Source organism: Polaromonas sp., assembly GCF_012927485.1.
Classification (GTDB): Bacteria; Pseudomonadota; Gammaproteobacteria; order Burkholderiales; family Burkholderiaceae_C; genus Polaromonas.
Map to the genome: position 1 here is coordinate 57,099 of NZ_JABBPC010000005.1, position 14,869 is coordinate 71,967.

10 protein-coding genes, 1 tRNA gene and 1 riboswitch are annotated in these 14,869 nt (G+C 58.8%); of the genes, 6 read left to right on the top strand and 5 right to left on the bottom strand.

Annotation, left to right across the window (positions count from 1 at the left end; genetic code table 11):
* Positions 1-7: 7 nt before the first annotated feature.
* The 5 genes from HHJ16_RS01560 to HHJ16_RS01580 all read left to right on the top strand — a co-directional run bounded on the left by HHJ16_RS01560 (position 8) and on the right by HHJ16_RS01580 (position 8,438).
* Positions 8-1,237, top strand: a complete 1,230-nt coding sequence (locus HHJ16_RS01560; RefSeq protein WP_293640107.1) for a VWA domain-containing protein — start codon at positions 8-10, stop codon at positions 1,235-1,237.
* A 222-nt stretch (positions 1,238-1,459) separates the two neighbouring features.
* Positions 1,460-3,247 carry a BamA/TamA family outer membrane protein gene (locus HHJ16_RS01565; RefSeq protein ID WP_293640108.1) on the top strand — a complete coding sequence of 596 codons (1,788 nt, stop codon included), beginning with the start codon at positions 1,460-1,462 and terminating at the stop codon, positions 3,245-3,247.
* A complete protein-coding gene (locus HHJ16_RS01570) occupies positions 3,247-7,260 on the top strand; it encodes a translocation/assembly module TamB domain-containing protein (RefSeq protein WP_293640109.1) in 4,014 nt (1,337 codons plus the stop codon). Before HHJ16_RS01565 ends, HHJ16_RS01570 begins: the two co-directional genes overlap by 1 nt.
* A gap of 57 nt (positions 7,261-7,317) precedes the next feature.
* Positions 7,318-7,392, top strand: a tRNA-Arg gene (locus HHJ16_RS01575).
* 332 nt (positions 7,393-7,724) lie between these two features.
* The gene (locus HHJ16_RS01580; RefSeq protein ID WP_293640111.1) at positions 7,725-8,438 is read left to right on the top strand and encodes a YebC/PmpR family DNA-binding transcriptional regulator; all 714 of its coding nucleotides are present in this window, start codon (positions 7,725-7,727) and stop codon (positions 8,436-8,438) included.
* A gap of 133 nt (positions 8,439-8,571) precedes the next feature.
* On the opposite strand, the gene HHJ16_RS01585 is transcribed toward HHJ16_RS01580, so the two are convergent.
* Complete coding sequence (locus HHJ16_RS01585; RefSeq protein ID WP_293640112.1) at positions 8,572-8,862, bottom strand: hypothetical protein; 291 nt, start codon at positions 8,860-8,862, stop codon at positions 8,572-8,574.
* A 542-nt stretch (positions 8,863-9,404) separates the two neighbouring features.
* Positions 9,405-9,570: riboswitch (yybP-ykoY riboswitch) on the top strand.
* A gap of 172 nt (positions 9,571-9,742) precedes the next feature.
* Between HHJ16_RS01585 and HHJ16_RS01590 the strand changes: the two genes are divergently transcribed.
* Positions 9,743-10,753 carry a sodium:calcium antiporter gene (locus HHJ16_RS01590; protein WP_293640113.1) on the top strand — a complete coding sequence of 337 codons (1,011 nt, stop codon included), beginning with the start codon at positions 9,743-9,745 and terminating at the stop codon, positions 10,751-10,753.
* A gap of 195 nt (positions 10,754-10,948) precedes the next feature.
* On the opposite strand, the gene HHJ16_RS01595 is transcribed toward HHJ16_RS01590, so the two are convergent.
* The 4 genes from HHJ16_RS01595 to HHJ16_RS01610 all read right to left on the bottom strand — a co-directional run bounded on the left by HHJ16_RS01595 (position 10,949) and on the right by HHJ16_RS01610 (position 14,830).
* Positions 10,949-11,521, bottom strand: a complete 573-nt coding sequence (locus tag HHJ16_RS01595) for a hypothetical protein (protein ID WP_293640115.1) — start codon at positions 11,519-11,521, stop codon at positions 10,949-10,951.
* Between the two features lie 302 nt (positions 11,522-11,823).
* Positions 11,824-12,561: a lysophospholipid acyltransferase family protein gene (locus tag HHJ16_RS01600; protein ID WP_293640117.1), complete on the bottom strand. Its 738-nt coding sequence runs from the start codon at positions 12,559-12,561 to the stop codon at positions 11,824-11,826.
* Positions 12,558-13,871 carry a dihydroorotase gene (locus HHJ16_RS01605; RefSeq protein ID WP_293640119.1) on the bottom strand — a complete coding sequence of 438 codons (1,314 nt, stop codon included), beginning with the start codon at positions 13,869-13,871 and terminating at the stop codon, positions 12,558-12,560. The genes HHJ16_RS01600 and HHJ16_RS01605 overlap by 4 nt, the downstream gene beginning before the upstream one ends.
* Positions 13,868-14,830: an aspartate carbamoyltransferase catalytic subunit gene (locus HHJ16_RS01610; RefSeq protein ID WP_293640120.1), complete on the bottom strand. Its 963-nt coding sequence runs from the start codon at positions 14,828-14,830 to the stop codon at positions 13,868-13,870. Before HHJ16_RS01610 ends, HHJ16_RS01605 begins: the two co-directional genes overlap by 4 nt.
* Positions 14,831-14,869: the final 39 nt, after the last annotated feature.

Here is a 14,869-nt window from a genome sequence, read left to right on the forward strand (position 1 = left end):
CTGTGACATGCTGATTGATTTTTTCTACACATTGCGCTCTGCAAAACTGCCTGTTTCGGTCAAGGAATACCTGATGCTGCTTGAGGCGCTTGAGGCTGGCGTGGTCGGCCCCAACAGCGACAAGCTGAGCCTGCCTGGCGCAAAAATCGAAGACCATGAAGGCGCCTACAAGCTGGAAGACTTCTACTACTTGAGCCGCACCGTGCTCGTGAAAGATGAAAAGCACTATGACAAGTTCGACCGCGCCTTTGCGGCCTACTTCAAGGGTGTGGAAATGCGCACCGATTTCACTCAGGATATTCCCCTCGAATGGCTGCGAAAAAACCTTGAGCTGGAGTTGAGCGCAGAGGACAAGGCCAAGATCGAGAAAATGGGTTGGGACGAACTCATGGAAACATTGAAAAAACGCTTTGAAGAGCAGAAAGAACGCCACGAAGGCGGTAGCAAATGGATCGGGACCGGCGGCACATCGCCTTTTGGCGCCAACGGCTTCAATCCGCAGGGCATCCGCATCGGGCAGGAAAAAAGCCGCAACAGAAGTGCCGTCAAGGTCTGGGACCAGCGCGCCTATAAAGATTACGACGATACGCAGGAACTGGGCACGCGCAACATCAAAGTGGCGCTGCGGCGGCTGCGCAAGTTTGCGCGCCAGGGCAATGAGGAAGAGCTCGACCTGGACGACACCATCCGATCCACTGCGGCGAATGCCGGCTGGCTTGACATCAAGATGGTGCCCGAGCGCCACAACAACGTGAAGGTGTTGCTGCTAATGGACGTGGGCGGCACGATGGACGACCACATCCACCGCGTAGAGGAAATGTTCTCAGCCGTTAAGGCGGAGTTTAAGCACCTCGAGTTTTATTATTTCCACAACTGTGTCTATGACTTCATGTGGAAGAATAATCGCCGCCGCTTCAGCGAGAAGTTTTCCACCTGGGACATCATCCGCAAGTACAACAAGGATTACAAATTGATCTTTGTGGGCGATGCCACCATGAGCCCTTACGAAATATTGCAACCCGGCGGCAGCGTGGAGTACAACAACGAAGAAGCTGGCGCCGAATGGATGCAACGGCTCACCAATGCTTTCCCAAAGTTCGCCTGGATCAACCCCGAGCCGCAGGGCGTCTGGCAATATCGCCAGAGCATTAGCGTCATCCAGCAACTGACTAACCAGCGAATGTATCCGCTGACCATCCGGGGGCTTGAAGAGGCAATGCGGCTGCTTTCCAAGTAGTGTTCAAGTAAACTGGAAACTGTGCCCCAGCCCAGTACACACCGTGCGCGGACGGCCACGAAGGCAGGACTGACCGCCGGTCGTCATGTTCTTGCTCTCGCCCTCCTCGCGATTTTCTCTGTGCCTGCGGCCAGAGCGCAAAGCAGCACGCCTGCACGGACTGCCACCCCTACTACCGACGTTAAGCAAACAGCGACAGCGCCCACACCACCGCCCCAAAAAGTGGAGATTCCTCCCACGCCGCAAGGCGCTGTAGGACCCACCGGGGCCGAGCCCGAAGTGACGGCCTTCGACATCGTCGTCCGCGCCCCACCGGGGGTGCGTGAATTGCTGGAAAAGCACATCGAATTGCAACGCTATCGCGCCGTGACCGATCTTGACGACGCTGAACTGGCGCGCCTGATCGTGCTTGCCGAGCGCAATGTCCGCAACCTTGTGGGCACGCTGGGGTACTTCAGCCCCAGCATTTTCATCACGCGGGAAGACGCCAAGACTGGAAATGGAACGCTTCAGCGCCCGACTATCGTCGTCGCCGTGGATCCGGGTGATGCCACATTGATAGGCCCCGTTGCCATCAATTTTGCGGGTGACCTCGCGGAATCACCAGATTCCGATGCGGTAGCCCAGCGCATGCAAATCCGACGCGACTGGCGCCTTCCCAGCGGCCAGCGCTTCACTCAAGAGGCGTGGGATGGCGCCAAAACACAGGCTCTGCGGGAACTCGTCGCGCGCCGCTATCCCGCCGGCAAGCTGGCCGCGAGCGTGGCGGACGTTGACGCGCCCGCTCAAACCGCCGCTTTGACGGTGCAACTGGATTCGGGACCGCTCTACCGCTTGGGAAGCCTGAAAGTCACCGGCGTGGAGCGCTACGACCCGGTGCTGGTACCGCGACTGGCCCGGCTGAATTCGGGTGCGGTGTACGACCAGAACCAGCTGGTGGAGGCCCAGCAGCGGCTCGCATCCAGTGGCTACTTTGATTCAGCCTACATTTTTATCGACCCCGAAAGCGATCCGCTGGCCGCGCCGGTGCAGGTGCAGGTGCGGGAAGCCAAACTGCAAAAAATCATTTTCGGTGTCGGTGCAACCACCGACAGCGGACCGCGTGTATCGGTCGAACACACGCACCACCGCGTGCCGGGTATCGGCTGGGCGGCAGTGACCAAGTTACAGCTTGAAAAAAAATCGCCATTCGCCCAAACCGAGTGGACTTCCATCCCGGACGAAGCGAGCTGGCGCTGGGTCGCGTTAGGCCGCACGGAACGTCTCGATGACAACGAACTGATCACCCGAGCCCAACGACTACGCTTTGGCCGAACACAGGCGAGCGACCGGATCGACCGCAATATGTACCTTGAATATGACCGCGCGCAGGTACAGGGGGCGGGACTCCTGGGTAATTCCGCCGCGCAAACGGGTGACGGATCGGCGCTTACCGCCAACTACGTCTGGACCGGACGCTATTTCGACAGCCTGCCATTCCCTGCCAAAGGATACGGACTCGCATTCGAACTCGGCGCGGGTACCACGCTGGGAGAGGATCGCCAGCCTTTCACGCGCACGGTCGGCCGCTGGCTGGGCATCAAAACGCTGGAACAGGGGCGGATTGCCCTGCGCGCAGAAGCGGGTGCCGTGCTGGCAAAAGATACGGCGCGTATCCCAGGTACCCAGCTGTTTCGTACCGGCGGCGACAGCACGGTACGCGGCTACGGCTACCGCGACATCGGCATCCAACTTCCCAATGGCGTCACGGGACCGGGCCGTTACCTGGCTGTCGGCAGCGTTGAATGGCAGCGGCCCATACTGCGCGACGGCCGGCCGAGCGAATGGGAAAACACCTTGTTCCTCGACGCCGGCGCGGTGGCCGACAAGCCGCAGAATATGCGGCCTTCGGTCGGCGTAGGGACGGGTGTTCGCTGGAAAAGTCCAATTGGTCCGTTGCAGATTGACCTGGCGTACGGGGTCAAGGTCAGACACGTGCGCCTGCATGTGAGCGTAGGATTTGTTTTCTAATGGCGGCGTACAACAGCTTCGAAATTGAGCCTGCGGCCGAGCCTGTCAAGCCAAAGTGGCGATGGCTGGAAGCCGCTGGGCTGGCCGTGGGCAGGGTGGTCACCTTGGCTTTGCTGGCGCTAGGCGCGCTGTGGTGGTGGGCCGGCACAGAGGGATCGCTGGCAACCGCCATTCGATGGATAGGACCCTCACTGCCACTGACGGCCGAGCGCGTCACTGGTTCACTTCGGTCAGCCGGGCACATTGACAGACTGATGTGGCAGCAGGACAGCTTGAAAGTAGACGCTCGCGATGTCAATCTGGCCTGGCAGCCTTGGTCTTTGCTTCACGGCACGCTCAAGCTCGACCGGTTGACCGCTGCCAGTTTGGAGGTCGACGACCAGCGCACGACCAAAGCGCTGCCCGCCAACCCACCGACCTCACTGCGCTTGCCGCTCCCGGTTGCCGTCGATACGTTTTCCGTAGGACAGTTGCTCCTGACCGGGCCTACCGCCTTTGCAGCGTCGGACATTTCAGGACGCTATCAATTCAACGGACTCGCCCATCAGCTCGATCTCCTCAGCGCACAAGTCGCCAGCGGTCATTACAGCGGGCGGGCGGTCTTGTCCTCGGGCAGCCCGCTCATGCTGGATGCAAATTTGTCGGGCACCCTGACCGCAGCGCTAACGACTGGCAAACCGCCCTTGCCGCTCGCATTGAAGGCCACGGCAAGCGGTCCGCTCACAGAGTTGCTGGTGAGTGCCGATCTCCAAATGAATGCAAAACCCGCAGCCGGCCGCGCACCACCGCAGGCCAGCGCGACTGCCCGCGTCCAACCCTGGGCCACGCAGCCGCTGCCTCAGGCCGACGCGCACTTTCGTGATCTGGACATCGCCGCCTTGTGGCCCGGCGCGCCGCAAACCCAACTTACCGGTAGCGCCGAAGTACGCCCACTCGGCCGAACCGAAGCAAGTACCAGCCCTGCCTGGGCACTGCAGTTGCAGGTGGTCAATCAGCTGGCAGGGCCCTGGGACCGGCAGCGGCTGCCCCTGGAGCGCCTGGAAGCCCAGGGAGAGTGGCGAGAAGGCGTCAGCATGCTCCGCGCGCTCAAGGCACGGTTGGGCGGCGGCGAGTTGCTGGCCAGCGGCGAATGGACTGGCGCCCCGCCCATCAAGCCGCCGACACCCGCCACAGCCAAGCCGTCGCAAGCCTGGAAACTTCAGGCCACGTTGCAGCATGTCAACCCGGCCTTGCTACTTACACAGCTCGCGCCGCTGCCGCTCGACGGCCAGGCGACTATGGACGGCACGGACGGGGCAACTCGTTTTAAAGCCAACCTGCAGGCGACGGGCAGCGCCACCAAAAGACCGTCAGACTCCAAAACGACTCTCACCCAGAACCGCCCTGGAGGCCAGCTGCGCTTGCGCAACGCCAGTGCCACCGGAAGCTGGAGCCCGCAAGCGTCGGGAGGCACTCTGGTTTTGTCAGCGCTGCGGATACGAACCGATGACGCCGAAGTGAGTGGACAGCTAGAGGTCCAGCCCGCTGCCCGGGGCGGCAAAGGCAAGCTCACGCTGACGGCCCCCGGGCTGGACGCGAAGCTGCAAGGGGAGTTGCGGCGAACCAGCGGTCACGGCGAACTCAACCTGCGCGGCCAAGACGCAACGCAGGCATTGCGCTGGCTGCAGAAAATGCCCGGAATGCCCGCTGCGATTCAAAGCGCGGTAGCCAGCGGGAGCGCCGAACTTCAGGCCAGCTGGCAAGGCGGATGGCTCGATCCAGACCTGCAGGCGCGTTTGGAGCTGCCGTCACTCGATTGGCAAACCGCGGGACTCACGGCGACCAAAGGTGCAAATACGCCCACAACCGCCACCGCCGGGGTGCTAAAAATACGCGCCCTGAAAGCCACCCTCTCGGGGCGTCTAAGCAAGGCACAGCTCAGCACACAAGGCCGCTTGGAAGTGGCTCAGCGTAGCTACACCCTGCTACTGGCAGCCGAAGGCGGGCACATTCAGCGCGCCACCGCAGCGAGCGCGGCACCGGGTGAATCGACTTGGCAAGGCCTTCTCCGGCAGCTTAGTCTGACCCTTGAAGACCCCGCTTTGGGAACCGGGGCATGGCGTCTGACTACGCGCGCGCCGGTGCCGCTCAAGTGGATGCCCACACGCGCAGGGGGTTCTTTTGAAAGCGGTGGCGGAGAAGCCCTGTTGAGCGCACCGCCTTCAGCCTCAACCAACGCTCCCCTTTCGAACGCCCCAAGTAACCCACCTTCCCAAGCCACGCTGACCTGGCAACCCCTACGCTGGCGGCCCGGTGAACTCATCACTTCCGGAACATTTACAGGCTTGCCGATGGCGTGGATAGAGTTAGTCGGTGGTCCGCAGATGGCCGGTGCCGGTCTGGCGGGCAACCTGATCTTTGAAGGCGCATGGGATGCCAGATTCGGCGACACCTTGGCGCTGAAGGCAAGTCTGACGCGCAGCAGTGGCGACATCACACTTCAGACCAACACCGTGCAGGGTACTTCTACGCGCGTGGTGGCAGGTGTCAGGCAGGCGAGCGTCTCGCTGGTCAACCAGGGCGACGCCCTGACGCTGGCTCTGCGCTGGGACAGCGAACGCGCAGGCACAGCGGACGCGCGGCTATCGACTCGTCTGATGCGCGCACCCACAGGCGCCGGCGTGGGCGGCTGGATATGGCCGGCTGATGCACCGTTGAATGGCCAGCTCCGCGCGCAACTGCCGCGCATTGGCGTCTGGTCCGTACTGGCGCCACCGGGCTGGCGGCTGCGTGGCTCGCTCGGCGCAGATGTCACAATTAGCGGCACGCGTGGATCCCCGCAACTGAGCGGCGACCTGCAGGCCAACGACATGGCGTTGCGCTCGGTAGTGGATGGCATCGAATTTGGCAACGGCCGCCTGCGCGCCCGGCTGGACGGTCAACGTATGCAAATCAACGAGTTCTCCTTGCAGGGTGCTGGCCAACAAGGCACTGGCGGCTTGCTGACGGCGCAAGGCGAAGCCGGTTGGATCGGAGGTCGCCCGCAAGTGAAGCTCAACGCCAAACTTGATCGCCTCCGCGCCAGCCTCCGCACAGACCGAAAAATCACCCTGTCGGGCGAGATGCAAGCCAGTCTGAATGGCGATCAGACCTCACTCATTGGCAAGCTGGTCGTCGATCAGGCCCGCATCATCCTGCCCGACGAAGGCACGCCAAAGTTAGGCGACGATGTTGTAGTGCGCACCAAGAGCGGCGCTGGCGTGGGTCAGAAGGCACCAGCGGAAGCCAGCGCACCGGCTCCGGGTAACGAAAACCGCCCTGTCAACCTGGCGGTTCAACTCGACTTGGGGCCTGACTTCCGGATTCAGGGAAAGGGCCTGGACACGCGGGTTCGCGGCATCCTGGCACTTAATGGCGAGTCCCTCCGCAACCCCAGGTTGACCGGAACAATCACTACGGCGGGGGGCCAATACCGCGCTTACGGGCAGCGCCTGGATGTTGAGCAAGGCGTGCTGCGGTTCACCGGGCCTCTCGATAACCCGGCGCTGGACATTCTGGCCATCCGCCCCAACCTCACACAGCGCGTCGGCGTGCAAATCACCGGCACCGCCTTGCTTCCGCGCGTTCGCCTTTATGCCGAACCCGAATTACCCGATGCAGAAAAACTGTCATGGCTGGTCGTTGGCCGACCCGCCGCAGCCGGCGGCGCGGAAGCCGCACTGTTGCAGCAAGCGGCACTGGCGCTGCTGGGGAGCAAGAGCGGAGGGCTCTCGGGGGGCTTGGCGGCGTCGCTCGGACTCGATGAATTGTCGTTTCGCGGCGCTTCCAGCAACTCCAATGGCGGCACCACCGAAGGGGCCGTCACGCTCGGCAAGCGTTTTTCGCGTAATTTTTACGCCGCCTATGAGCGCAGCATTTCGGGGGCATTGGGCACGCTGTATATTTTTTATGATCTGTCGCAACGCTTCACGGTCCGCGCACAGGCGGGTCAGCAAAGCGCGGTAGACCTGATTTTCACGGTGCCTTACGACTGAGCCAGTCAATCCTCGGCCAGCGAATACAATTCCTGTTCTCATAAGTAACCAAGAAAAGCCGCCATAGTTCAATGGACAGAACGAGTGCCTCCTAAGCGCTAGATACAGGTTCGATTCCTGTTGGTGGCACCATTTGAGCGAATCAAACCGACTCATAACCATTGTCAAGTTAAGACATATTTCTACTTTGTTCAGTGGGTCGGTTAACAAGTCGCCGCCTTTTAACGACCAGAGGAGCTGCCGATAAGGAACGCGCCGCTAGCTGATACCGACTTCCGTAAAGCGACTCTCCCCCCTGGTTTTATAAATCTTTTCTGCTTTCCAACCCAGCGCCTGAGATAGCCCTGGGGTGTTACCCTCCATCTTGGGTCATGCGTCACGTCTTTTTAAATAGCGCGCATAGCCCAACCCTCCTATTTTTGACACGCGCAGTAGAGCGCTTACAACACCAGGGAATCCAAAACATGGGCGCGCAGTGGAAAGCAAAAGGCAAGGAACTGGCGGCAAATGCCAAAGGCCGACTGTTTGGACGATTGGCCAAAGACATCATGATCGCGGCGCGAAACGGGGCCGACCCCGCTTCCAACTCGCGCCTGCGGCTGGTCGTAGAGCAGGCGCGCAAAGTCTCCATGCCCAAGGAGACCCTGGATCGAGCCATCAAAAAAGGGGCTGGCCTGACCGGTGAGGCGGTTCATTTTGAACACGTTATTTACGAAGGCTTTGCGCCACACCAAGTAGCCGTGATGGTTGAATGCCTGACCGATAACTTGAACCGTACCGCCTCTGAAATGCGCGTGCTGTTCCGTAAAGGGCAACTGGGCAGCTCCGGCTCGGTAGCCTGGGATTTTGACCATGTGGGCATGATCGAAGGCGAGCCGCTTGTTGCGGGCGCCGATCCCGAACTGGCTGCCATCGAAGCGGGCGCGCAGGACTTCGAGCCGGGCGAGGAAGTCGGTATGACGATGTTCCTCACCGATCCCGCCGATCTCGACCTGGTGAGCCGCGCGCTGCCAGCGCAAGGCTTCACGGTCTTGTCAGCCAAGCTGGGCTACAAATCCAAGAACCCTGTGGATCCCGCCAACCTGAGCGCCGAGCATCTGGAAGAAGTGGAAGCCTTCCTGGCCGCCATCGATGGGCACGACGATGTGCAAAATGTGTTTGTGGGACTGGCTGGGTAAAGGGGGATTGGCGTGCGCTTGGCCAGAACCTCGGGCAGCTTGGCAGACTATGCGATTCTTCGGAAAATACCGCGTGGATCATGTCATGGTCTTTTCGGCGTGCTACCTCGACCCTTGAGGAACGCGAGCTTCCCTAAAACTGGACTGGCAATTCACCCTCGACAGGGGCTTGTTTTTGCTGCATATAAAACTGATTTGGAAGGTAGTCTGGGTAGCTTGACTTGACAGCAGACTCGATTATGGCCGTGCCGATCTTCAGCGGCACATTCGGCTCCAATTCGAGCTTAACAACAAGCAAGGCTGCAATTGCGATCAAAAACACAACTCCAATGCGCGTGCTACTCAATTTGATGTAACGCACTAAAGCCGGGTGCAAATCAAGCCATTCGTGCGAAAACAGATGAGGATGATGTGTGTGAGACATGATTTATCCTTAAGGCCGCGGTTGGTGGTGAAATCCTTGTACCCGATGGCATCGATGCTGAAATGCCACTTGAGTACGAAGCGATAATGCCTCGAATTTGTCAAATAGATATCCTCTTAAATGGGAATGTGTTTCTATCCGTAATCCTTCAGCCGCAGACCAAGGGCAATCAGTCAAGGTGTTTAGGGCGATCCTAGTTTGCTCAAAATGAACTGCTCCGATAGTCAGGCACGGGCTTCATCCCGACCCGTGGTTTTGTAGCGTTGACCCTGCAAGATGCCTCGGGAAAACGAGAAAAGCCATAAGTTCTCGATGGAGGCCTCAATCAGGATGAAAAATCGCGCGCTGGTATTCGACGCTGATCGTTAGGTCTTTGGGATCCTGCGCCCGACAAAATAACGGACTCCTTTGTGCCGACGCCGATCGAGATGGCGCAGCGGCTCGGCAAACACATACACCCTGGATTTTCTTGTCTTCATTTGGCATTTCTGCCACCTGCAGAAGCGCTCGATACGTATCCATTACACTTTAGTCGTCTTTAAGGGAGTAGTCGCCTTCGTTTGCACGAAGGGCACATGTCAACACACTTGATCGTTCGGTCATGGCATGCGCGACCTGATGGTTTGGCAAGACTTACGGCATCACTTCTTTACCCAGGCCGGGCAGAGGATTCGATAGCCTATGGTTTGTCTGCCCGGCCTTCTGGATGTCCAATGTTGCGACCTTTTCTGGTTGATGCTGTTTTGTTACCTTACGATACGTACGCTGTAGCGCGTCACTCCGCATTTAAGCAAAACGGAGGCTTTGTCAGTGCGCTCGTTCTTTTCCTTGAGTCGACCGAGGTGACTCGTCTTACTCATGCGGTGGTGGAGGCCCATCGATGACCGGGTTCATTGTCGAATTGGTGGGGATGCTCATCGTCATTCTTGCGGCATCGGAGCTGTTCACCAATGCACTGGAACATTTAGGAAAACGACTAAAAATTTCGGAGGGCGTGACTGGTTCCGTGTTTGCTGCTGTGGGCACGGCGCTCCCGGAAACCATGATCCCGCTCCTTGCAATTTTTGCGGGCACGACCAACGTGCGTGTCAATGAAGAAATTGGCGTGGGTGCCATCCTCGGCGCACCTTTGATGCTATCGACACTCTCGACCTGTCTGATGGCTCTGGCGGTAATCAAACAACGAGGGATTGCGGGTCATGTCACTCCGGAACGAAGCGGTTTTGTGCGCGACCTCAACTTCTTCCTGTTTGCATTTGCGCTTGCCGCCGCAGCGATGTATATCCCCCAAGAGGCTCGCTATATTCGCGTGGCTCTGAGCTTGACGCTGGTTCTGACCTACTTCGTCTACATCATGCTGACCTGGCACGCGTCTGCCCGATTGGTGGAAAACGGACACGGTACGAAGGCGGAATTAAAGATGTTCCTGGCCCGCATGGGGCTGCCCATCAACCTGTTCACTATTTTGACCCAGCTGGGCGCTGGGCTTGCCTTGCTGGTATTAGGTGCAAAGGGTTTCATTTCAGCAGTTGAAGGCGTGACGCATTTACTCGGTGTTTCGGCACTCTTGCTGTCACTGCTGATTATCCCCATCGCCACCGAGTTTCCGGAGAAGGTCAACAGCATTCGATGGGCCCGTCGCGGGAAGGACACACTGGCCTTTGGCAACATCACGGGCGCGATGGTGTTTCAGGGAACCCTGCTCCCGGCTTTCGGCATCATGCTGACACCATGGCAACCGCGTATTGAAGTGCTCAGTGGTGTGGCGCTCACACTGATCGCCGCCGCGTGGCTTCGTCTAAACTCGCGGTCGCGCGGTTTGACGGTGTGGGCACTGTTGATCAATGGCGCGCTGTATGTAAGCTTTCTCGTGATAACGCTCAGACGATAGAGCGACCACATCTGCTATTAAAACGTAGCAATCGCGGCCGCGCCATGAAGACCCGATTGTCGGGCTCTCCCCTCAAGAAAAGGCGTTTTCGGCAGGCGACTATCCCATAAAAAAAACCCGGCAAGCAGTCGCTTGGCCGGGATTTTTTGGGGCGAGTGCCGCCGCGTATGAAGGTGACGGGCGCTTCTGCCTGGGTTATTTCATGTCGTATTTCTTCTTCGCATCCGCGAGGCAAGTATCTTTTGCAGCACCGGCCAAACTGTCGCAGCGCACTTTGGCTGCGGTGTAGTCGGCTTCATGCTTTTCTTCGCTGGCACTTTTCTTCACATCGCCCATTTTTTCCGCTTTTGTTTTGCTGGTATCGGATTCGGCCCTAGACACTTTGGCGTCTTCTTTAGCCTTTACGTGAGCAGCTTTGGCGTCTTTAATACAGACATCTTTGCCGTTGCCGGAGAGGTCGCCGCATTTTTCTTTGGCGGTGTCGTAGGCTGCGTCCGCTTTGGCAAGACTGACGTTCTCGGTATTTTTCGGACTAGGCTTATATTGGCTCTCGAGCTCGGCCTTGGCCATCTTTTCCGTACCCTTCGCTTCTGAAACGCAGACGTTCTTTGCAGTCGCTTTCAACGCCCCACATTTATCGCGGTTAACTTTGTAGTCTGCCGAGATCTGGTCTTTCTGGGTCTTGTATTCATCTTTGGTCAATGCCATCGCATTGCCGGCAAAAGCACAGGACATCGCGAAAGTAAGCATTAGCAATTTAGTTTTCATATCAGATCCTTTGGAGAGTTCTTTTGATTAATCGGATAAATGGAAATTTGAGACCACAGCTATCATTTCTCGGTTTTTCACTGTTTCCCAAGTAAAGACCTTACTTTTGAATGCTGGCGACCAGCGTAGGCCCGCTGGGTCGATGGACGTAAGCTCATACCTACAGCGGCCCATATGGGCTCACGCCATGACCATGCCTCGGGAAGCGGATTGGCATCCGCGCAAAAGTTGATCACGTCGCGGCCTTTCCGCACACGGCGACCAGCCTCAAAGCCCGCCACCGCAGCACTCAACCGACATCACTAGACTTGCCTTAAACGTTCGATCTCTTCGCGCAGCGAATGAGCCCAAACGCGTCGGGTTTGGCCCTGCGGCGCCTGAGGAATCCCAAAGGTCACCACCGCTTTCAGCCCGCTTGCGGTCAGCGTTCGCCAAATCGATCCAATCAGGGTTTCATCGTCTACATAACTGGGCGCAAAGCTCATAGCGCCGCTAGCTCCATCAATGAATTTGAGCGCAACCGGTTGCACCGGTACCGACGCCTCAATCGCGGCCTGGATCAGGTTGGCATGAAAGGGCTTGAGCGTAATCCCGTCGCCGGTCGTACCTTCTGGAAACACCGCAAGAATGTCGCCCGCGCGAAGGCGCTCTGCCATTTGCAGCACGACCCGGTGCGCGTCTCGCCGCGACTCACGCTCGATATACAAGGTACCGGCACCACCCGCCAGGGTACTTACAAAAAGCCAACGTTTGATATCGGACTTGGAGACAAACCGGCAATGGCGCGATGAATGCATCACAAGAATATCGAGCCACGAAATATGGTTGGACACCAGCAGCACCGGACCTCCGGCGGGTGGAGTTCCGTTGACTACCAGCTCAATGCCCACAATCCGCAGCATCTCGCCTGCCCATACGTGAACCCGAGCCTCCCGATCGGCCTGTTCAAGTTTCGGAAAGAGGGTCTTGATCGTCCAGAAACCTTGCACGGCATGTCGCATGGCCCGCAGCAACTTCCAAAAAACGCCCAACAGTTTCATGGCGCGGCGGGGGTAGCCAGGGCTTCATAAGCGACCTGCCCACCTACCACCGTCCAGCGAACTCGCGCGGGTAGATGGTGGCCAGAAAATGGTGTGTTCTTGCCTTGACTGCGCAAGGCCGCCGACTCCACCCGCCAGCTGCTCTGCGGATCAAACACGCAAAGGTCGGCCACGCCTCCCTTGACCAAACGGCCCGCGCTGGCCTGCAGGGTGCCCAATGCGTCGCCGAGCACGCGCGCGGGCTCACTCGTCAATACTGCGATCGAGCGCACTATGCCGGCCTGACTGTCGCTGCCCCACTTGCAGGCCAAGCCCAGCAGCAGCTCCAGGCCGGTAGCGCCAGGCTCGGCTTCAGCAAACGGCAAGGTTTTAGCGTCCTCGTCGACGGGCGTGTGGTCGGATACAAGCGCATCAATGGTGCCGTCCGCCAACCCCTGCCGAATAGCGTCCCGGTCGCGCTGCTGGCGCAGTGGCGGGTCCAGCCGCATCCGGCTGTCGAAGTAGCCAATGTCTGCATCGGTCAAATGCAGGCTGTTAATACTCACGTCGCAGGTCACGCCCAATCCTTCTGCCTTGGCCTTTCCCACCAGCGCCACGCCTGCGGCACTGCTGATGCGACAAAGGTGCACTCGTGCGCCGGTGGCGCGAACCAGTTCAAAAATCGTATGGAGCGCAATCGTTTCAGCGGCCACGGGTACACCGCTCAGGCCCAGGCGCGTTGCCAGTGCACCGCTGGCGGCCACACCCTGGCCGAGGTGCAACTCTTGCGGGCGCAGCCAGACGGTATAGCCGAAAGTAGCTGCGTATTGCAGCGCACGCATCAGGACCTGGGTGCTGGCCAGCGGCACTTCGGCTTGACTGAAACCCACACAACCGGCTTCGGTCAACTCGACCATCTCGGTCAGCGCCTCTCCTTTCAAAGCGCGCGTCAACGCACCCAGCGGAAAGACCCGCGACTGATGCAGTTTTTCTGCGCGGAACTTGAGCATTTCCACCAGCCCGGGCTCATCCAGAACGGGATCGGTATCCGGCGGACAGACCAGGCTGGTTACACCGCCAGCAACCGCCGCGGCCAACTCACTCTCCAGCATGCCTTCGTGTTCGTAGCCGGGCTCGCGCAGCCTGGCCGACAGATCGATTAAGCCCGGCGCAACAATACAGCCGGTGGCGTCAATAATTTTATTGGGCTCAAAATTGACGGTAGCGCCTTTCAGCGACACGATGCGACCCGCCGCAATGGCCACATCCCCCACTTGGTCGAACTTTGAAGCAGGATCGATTACCCGACCGTTTTTTATCAGTAGTTTCATGCTTCATTCCCTGCGACGATGCTCATGACCGCCATACGCACAGCGATGCCAAATGTGACCTGCGGCAAGATGACGCTTTGGCCCCCGTCAACCACGGCGGAATCAATTTCCACCCCTCGGTTAATCGGACCCGGATGCATGACGATGGCATCGGGCTTGGCCAGCTGCAGCTTGTCCTCCGTCAGACCAAAACTCTTGAAGTACTCTTGGCTACTGGGCAACAGTGCACCCGACATCCGCTCGTTTTGGAGCCGGAGCATGATCACCACATCGGCACCTTTGATCCCCTCCTCCAGCGTGTTGCAGACGCGCACGCCCATTTGTGCCATATCCGCAGGCACCAGAGTTTTGGGGCCGACCACGCGCACCTCCGCACACCCCAAGGTTGTGAGTGCGTGGATATCTGAGCGTGCCACGCGCGAATGCAGGACATCGCCTACGATGGCGACCGTCAGGTTGCTGAAGTCTTTTTTGTAATGTCGGATGGTGTACATATCCAACAAGCCTTGCGTCGGATGCGCATGACGCCCATCGCCAGCATTGATCACATGCACGTGCGGTGCCACGTGTTGGGCAATCAGGTAAGGCGCGCCCGATTCGCTGTGACGCACTACAAACAGATCAGCCGCCATTGCGCTCAGATTGGCGATGGTATCGAGCAACGACTCTCCCTTGGCCGCCGACGAGCGGGCGATATCCAGGTTGATGACGTCTGCCGAAAGGCGCGTCGCTGCAATTTCAAACGTCGTACGGGTGCGGGTGGAGTTTTCAAAAAACAAGTTGAAAACGCTCTTTCCGCGCAGCAAAGGGACCTTTTTGACCTCGCGGCTGCTTACGCTGACAAAGTTGGTAGCGATATCCAGAATCTGCGTCAGCGTGGCCTTGGGGAGCCCTTCCGTTGACAGCAAATGAATCAGCTCACCGTTTTTATTAAGTTGGGGGTTTTGTCGGTACAACACGCACTGGTCTCCTCTTCCACTCTAAATAGCCGCTCTTAA